5 protein-coding genes and 1 pseudogene are annotated in these 5,690 nt (G+C 71.8%); 2 read left to right on the forward strand and 4 right to left on the reverse strand.

The features are described from left to right. Positions 1-907: class I adenylate-forming enzyme family protein (locus tag ACOADB_RS15505; protein ID WP_378600315.1), on the reverse strand; the 907-nt coding region annotated here is incomplete at its 3' end. 86 nt (positions 908-993) lie between these two features. Between ACOADB_RS15505 and ACOADB_RS15510 the strand changes: the two genes are divergently transcribed. Both ACOADB_RS15510 and coaE read left to right on the forward strand, forming a co-directional pair. Beyond that, positions 994-1,554 carry a DUF937 domain-containing protein gene (locus tag ACOADB_RS15510; protein WP_378600317.1) on the forward strand — a complete coding sequence of 187 codons (561 nt, stop codon included), beginning with the start codon at positions 994-996 and terminating at the stop codon, positions 1,552-1,554. A 22-nt stretch (positions 1,555-1,576) separates the two neighbouring features. Next, positions 1,577-2,149, forward strand: a complete 573-nt coding sequence (coaE, locus tag ACOADB_RS15515) for a dephospho-CoA kinase (protein ID WP_378600320.1) — start codon at positions 1,577-1,579, stop codon at positions 2,147-2,149. Here coaE and ACOADB_RS15520 read toward each other — a convergent pair. The 3 genes and pseudogenes from ACOADB_RS15520 to ACOADB_RS15530 form a co-directional block, all read right to left on the reverse strand. After that, a complete protein-coding gene (locus ACOADB_RS15520) occupies positions 2,146-3,105 on the reverse strand; it encodes a sigma-70 family RNA polymerase sigma factor (protein WP_378600322.1) in 960 nt (319 codons plus the stop codon). The genes coaE and ACOADB_RS15520 overlap by 4 nt on opposite strands. Positions 3,106-3,290: 185 nt before the next feature. Next, a complete protein-coding gene (locus ACOADB_RS15525; protein WP_378600325.1) occupies positions 3,291-5,474 on the reverse strand; it encodes a S9 family peptidase in 2,184 nt (727 codons plus the stop codon). A 9-nt stretch (positions 5,475-5,483) separates the two neighbouring features. After that, positions 5,484-5,690: pseudogene (locus ACOADB_RS15530) on the reverse strand (hypothetical protein); the annotation flags it as partial.

Here is a 5,690-nt window from a genome sequence, read left to right on the forward strand (position 1 = left end):
CCGGTCCCTCTGGGGTGGTGCGCCACGCCGCCGCCGTCTTCTCCGGTGCGCCGAAGTAGGTGAAGCGCGCGAAGTCCGGCACCGTGCACCAGATCGTGCCGTCGTCGTCGAGGCTCAGCGACCGCCCGGGCCGCGCCCGCCCGACCGTCCCCGGACGCTCGAGCCACTCCTCGCTGCGGCAGGCCGTGAACTGGCCCTCGGTCGATCCGTAGAACTCCCACGTCGAGCCCTCGGGAAAGGCCGCGATGAGGCGGCGCTTGAGGTCCGTGGGGCACGGGGCGCCGGCGTGCGCGACGAGGCGGAAGGACGACAGGTCGGGGATGCCGTGGGTGTCCCAGTGCTCGATGAGGCGCTGCAGGTGGGTCGGCACGCAGAACATCGTGGTCGGGCGTTCCCGCTCGATCGTTGCCGTCACCTCGGCCGGGTCGAACGGTCCGGGGATGACGATGCGGCCACCGGCCAGCAGCGTTCCCATCGCGAACCGCAACGGTGCTGAGTGGTACAGCGGACTGAGCACGAGGTTCACGTCGTCGGGCGCGAACCCCCACAGGTCGCGTTCGTCGGCCAGCAGCGCCCGCGCATCCTCCGCCGCCAGGACCCCCGAGAACACGCCCTTCGGGACCCCCGTCGTCCCGCTCGTGCAGTGCATCGGCCGGCCCAGCGGCAACCCGGCCTCCGGCAGTACGTCGACCAGGTCGGCCAGGTCCGCAGCCGACCGAACGATCCGGGTCGGTGTGAGCCCCTCGAGGATCCGCTCCTGCTCGCTGTCGGTGAGCCGCGGGTCCAGGGGGATCGGGAAGACACCGGCGGTCAGCAACCGGAGCACCGCGTCGACGTACTCCAGCGAACCGGGGAGGAGCAGGGCCACGCGGTCACCGGGGACCAGGGGAACAGGAGACGCGTTCATCGGGCAGCATCCTCGCAGGGGACTGCCCGTGATCGATCAGGCTAGGGTCGTGCCACCGTCAGTGAAGCCGTCGCGAAAGGCATGCCGTGTCCGATGTAGATGACCTGCTGAGCAGGCTCCCGTTCGAGCAGATCGCCGCACAGCTCGGCATCTCGCCGGACCAGGCTCGTGCCGCCTCGGCCCAGGCGCTCCCCGCCCTCTTCGGCGGGCTCGCCGCCAACGTCGAGGACGAAGGCGCTGCGGCGTCGCTCGGCGAAGCGCTCGGCCAGCACTCGCCGCTGTCGGACTCGGTCGACCTCGACCAGGTCGACGCGGCCGACGGCGAGAAGATCGTCGGCCACGTGTTCGGCGACAACGCCGACGCTGTCGTCAACCAGCTCGCCGGTGCCTCCACGGCCGCCGGGCTCGACTCGGACCTGACGAAGAAGCTGCTCTCGATCCTCGCCCCGCTCGTGCTGTCGTACCTCGCCGGCAAGGTGGCCGGCAAGCGCGGCGCCGCCGCGGGCGGCATCGGCGCCACGATCCTGCAGGAGATCCTCAAGGGCGCCCTGTCCGGCTCGGGCGCCAACAAGAAGGCCTCGGGCGGCGGCATCGGCGACATCCTCGGCGACGTGCTCGGTGGCCTGCTCGGCGGCGGCCGTCGTTGAGGGTCGGCCAGTGAGGGTTGGATTGACAGGGGGTATCGCCTCCGGCAAGAGCACCGTCTCGGCGATCCTGCGTGAGCTCGGCGCGGTCGTCATCGACGCCGACCAGCTCGCGCGCGAAATGGTGGCCCGGGGGACCCCCGGGCTGGCCGCCGTCGTCGAGGCGTTCGGCCCCGAGCTGCTCACCGAGGACGGCGACCTGGACCGCCCGAAGATGGGCGCCCTGGTCTTCGGCGACGAGGAGCAGCGGCGCCGCCTCGAGGCGATCGTGCATCCGCTGGTCTTCCAGCGGTACGCCGAGCTCGAGGCCTCCGCGCCCGCGGACGGCATCGTGGTCCACGACATCCCGCTGCTCGTCGAGTCAGGTCGCGCGGCGGAGTTCGACGCGGTGATCGTCGTCGACGCACCCGCCGAGGTCCAGATCGAGCGGATGGTGCGCGACCGCGGCTGGACCGAGGAGGAGGCCCGTGCGCGGATCGCCGCCCAGGCCACCCGGGAGCAGCGCCGCGCGGTCGCGACCTACCTGATCGACAACACCGGGACGCACGAAGACCTCCGTACGCGGATCACGGAGGTCTTCGCGGAGCTTCAGGGCTAGGCAGCCAGGTCCGGGTCGCCGAGGCGACGCAGCTTCTGCAGCGCCTCCCGCTCGAGCTGGCGCACCCGCTCGGCGGAGATGCCGTGCTTCACGCCGATGTCGGCCAGCTTGTGCTGGCGGCCGTCGACCAGGCCGTAGCGCGAGCGGATGATGTCGGCCGCGCGCTCGTCGAGCTGGTCGACGAGCGTGTTGAGCCGGTCGCGGGCCTCGGTGTCGAGCACCGTCAGGTCCGGGCCGGGGGTGGTCTCCTGGGCCATCAGGTCGCCGAGCGACGTGTCGCCGTCCTCGTCGATCGGGGTGTCGAGGCTGACGTGCTCGCGGCCCCACGCCATCAGGTCGAGGACCCGGTCGACGGGCAGGCCGAGCTCGGCAGCGATCTCGGTGGGGTCGGGATCGCGGCCGAGCTGGCGCTCGAGCGTCCGGCGGGCGCCACCGACCTGGTTGAGCTCCTCGACCACGTGGACGGGCAGCCGGACCACGCGGGCCTGCTGGGCGATGCCGCGCGTGATGGCCTGGCGCACCCACCACGTCGCGTAGGTGGAGAACTTGTAGCCCTTGGCGTAGTCGAACTTCTCGACCGCGCGGATCAGGCCGGTGTTGCCCTCCTGGATCAGGTCGAGCATCGGCATCTGCGCGCGGCCGTACTTGCGCGCGATGGAGACGACCAGGCGGAGGTTGGCGTTGATGAACTCCGTGACGGCCTTCTGGCCCTCCTCGGCGATCCATTCCAGCTCGGCCTGGTTGGCCAGCTTCGGGGCGCCGCCCTTGCGGCGGCCGACCCGGCCCTGGGCAAGGAGGCTCTCGGCGTAGAGGCCGGCCTCGATCGCCTTGGCGAGCTCGACCTCACGGGCGGCGTCGAGCAGGGGAGTGCGGGCGATCTCGTCCAGGTACAGCCCAACGCTGTCCCGACCCTCGATCTCACGCCCGGTGTTGCGCCTCGCGGTTGCGGTGGCCATCGCGGTTCTCCTTCGCTGAGCAGACCGGGTGAGGTCCGCACGTTTGTCCCAACACGTCCCGTGTGTCCGTGATTCCCCATGAGGAGTCCCGGACGGTGTTGTTACCCGGAATGACGTGCGGGACCCGTCAGAAGTTGCGAAGGATCTGGAATCTCAGGTACTTCTCAGTCTCGCGACTGAATACCTCAGGAAAGTGGCTCCTGACCGGCCAGGCCGAGCCGGTCCAGGATCCAGGCGAGGCTGAACGCCCGGTCCTCCCAGGCGCGGTAGCGCCCGGAGACGCCGCCGTGGCCGGCCGCCATCTCGGTGCGCAGCAGGACGTCGGCCTGCGGCGCCCGTTCGCGCAGTCGCGCCACCCACTTGGCCGGCTCCACGTAGAGCACCCGGGTGTCGTTGAGGGAGGTCTCGGCGAGGATCGGCGGGTACGGGAGGTCGGCGACGTTCTCGTACGGCGCGTACCCGGCGATCCGCGCGTAGGCGACCGGGTCGTCGGACGGGTTGCCCCATTCGTCGTACTCCGGGACGGTCAGGGGGAGTGCGGCGTCGAGCATCGTGGTCAGGGTGTCGACGAACGGCACCCCGGCGACGAAGCCGCCGAACGCCTCGGGCGCCTGGTTCGCCACGGCGCCGATGAGCAGGCCGCCGGCGCTCGCGCCCTCGGCGACGATCCGCTCGGGTGTCGTCCAGCCGCTCTCCACGAGGTGGCGGGCGCAGGCGATGAAGTCGTCGAAGGTGTGCTGCTTGTGCTCGAGCTTCCCGTCGTCGTACCAGTGGCGGCCCATCTCGCCACCGCCGCGGATGTGGGCGATCGCGAAGGCGGCACCCCGGTCCAGCAGGGAGAGCCGCCCGACGGCGAAGTACGGGTCGATGGAGGCTTCGTAGGCGCCGTAGCCGTAGAGGAGGACCGGGACGGGAGCGGTGCCGTCGGGGCCGCGCACGCCGCGACGGACCACCAGCGAGATCGGCACCTGGACGCCGTCGACCGAGGTCGCCCAGAGCCGGTGCTCCTCGTAGTCGTCGGGGTCGTAGCCGCCGAGGACGGGCGCCTGCTTGCGCAGCACCAGCTCGCCGGTGCGCAGGTCGTGGTCGTAGACGGCGGACGGGCGGCTGAGGCTGGTCATCCCGACCCGGATGGTCGGCTGCTCGAAGGCCGGGTTGTTGCCCGCGCCGACGGTCGCCAGCTCGCCCGGGAACTCGACGAACCGGTCCGCGGTGATCGGCGCGGACGCGTCCGGGCCGAGGTCGAGCACGCGCACCTGGGTGCTGCCCTCGCTGCGCTGCTGGACGACGAGGTGGTCGGCGAACGCGTCGACGTCCTCGAGCCGGACCGCGGGGTCGTGGGCGAGAAGGGGCCGCCAGTCCGCCAGGGCCGTGGGTACGGCGGGCGCGACCGCGAGCTCGAACTCGGGTCCGCTCGCGTTGTGCAGCACCAGGAAGTGGTCCTGGCCGCCGATGACCGCGTGCTCGAGCGAGTACTCGACACCGTCGGTGCGGGGCGCGAAGCAGACCGGCTGCGCCGCCGGGTCCGCCGCGTCGAGGACGTGGAACTCCGAGGTGGTCTTGGAGCTGGCGGCGATCATCACGAAGCGGCGGCTGCGGGTGCGGCCCACGCCCACGAAGTAGCGGCCGTCCGGCTCGTGGAAGACGAGCTCGTCGTCGGCCTGGGCGGTGCCGAGGCGGTGGCGCCAGACCTTGTCGGGACGCCAGGCGTCGTCGACGGTCGTGTAGTAGAAGTGGTCGGCCGAGCCGCCCCAGGTCACGCCGCCGAGCACGTCGGTGAGGACGTCGTCGAGCAGGTCCCGGGTGGTCAGGTCCAGCACCCGCACGGTGTAGCGCTCGTCGCCGACCACGTCGGTGGCGTAGGCCAGCAGGTTGTCGTCGGGGCTGACCGAGGAGCCGCCGAGCGAGAAGAACTCGTGGCCCTCGGCGAGCGCATCGAGGTCGAGCAGCACCTCTTCGCCGGGCAGGGCCGGCTGGTCCGGGTCCGCGTCGGCCGCAGGCTGCGGCGGAGTCCAGTCGTCCGGGTCGGTCACGGGCACGCGGCAGCTGGCGCCGTACTGCCGGCCCTCGAAGGAACGGCCGTAGTACCAGTGGCCACGCACCCGCGTGGGCACGGACAGGTCCGTCTCCAGGGTGCGGGCCTTGATCTCCTCGAAGATCCGTCCGCGCAGGTCGGCGAGGTGGGCGGTCCGGGCCTGCGTGTAGGCGTTCTCGGCCTCGAGGTGGGCGATCACGGCCGGGTCGTCCTTGGCCCGCAGCCATTCGTACTCATCGGTGCGCGGGTGCCCGTGCAGCGTGGTGGTGACCGGACGCTGGTCGGCACGCGGCGGAGTGGGCTGCTGGGACTGCTCGGACTGCTCGACGGACATGCAGGAACGCTACTGGCCCTCTGGTGGCTCCGGAGCGGGTGGGCGCCATCGGGAGAGCTCGGGGTCGTCGACCCGGAACGAGCGGACCGGGCCCGGGGGCGTGTCGGCGGTCTCGAAGCGCACCGTCACGACGCCCTTCCCCGAACCCCAGACCCAGCCGCGCCCGTCACTGGTGTGCACGACGTCCATGCCGGGCGCCCAGTGCACGTCGGGCGG

This window comes from Nocardioides sp. CPCC 206348, assembly GCF_048654705.1.
In the GTDB taxonomy this organism is placed as follows: domain Bacteria; phylum Actinomycetota; class Actinomycetes; order Propionibacteriales; family Nocardioidaceae; genus Nocardioides.

Excerpts from the sequence above, each read along its gene's own strand:
- ACOADB_RS15525 (WP_378600325.1), bottom strand. The coding sequence starts at position 5,474 with ATGTCCGTCGAGCAGTCCGAGCAGTCCCAGCAGCCCACTCCGCCGCGT.
- ACOADB_RS15520 (WP_378600322.1), bottom strand. The coding sequence starts at position 3,105 with ATGGCCACCGCAACCGCGAGGCGCAACACCGGGCGTGAGATCGAGGGT.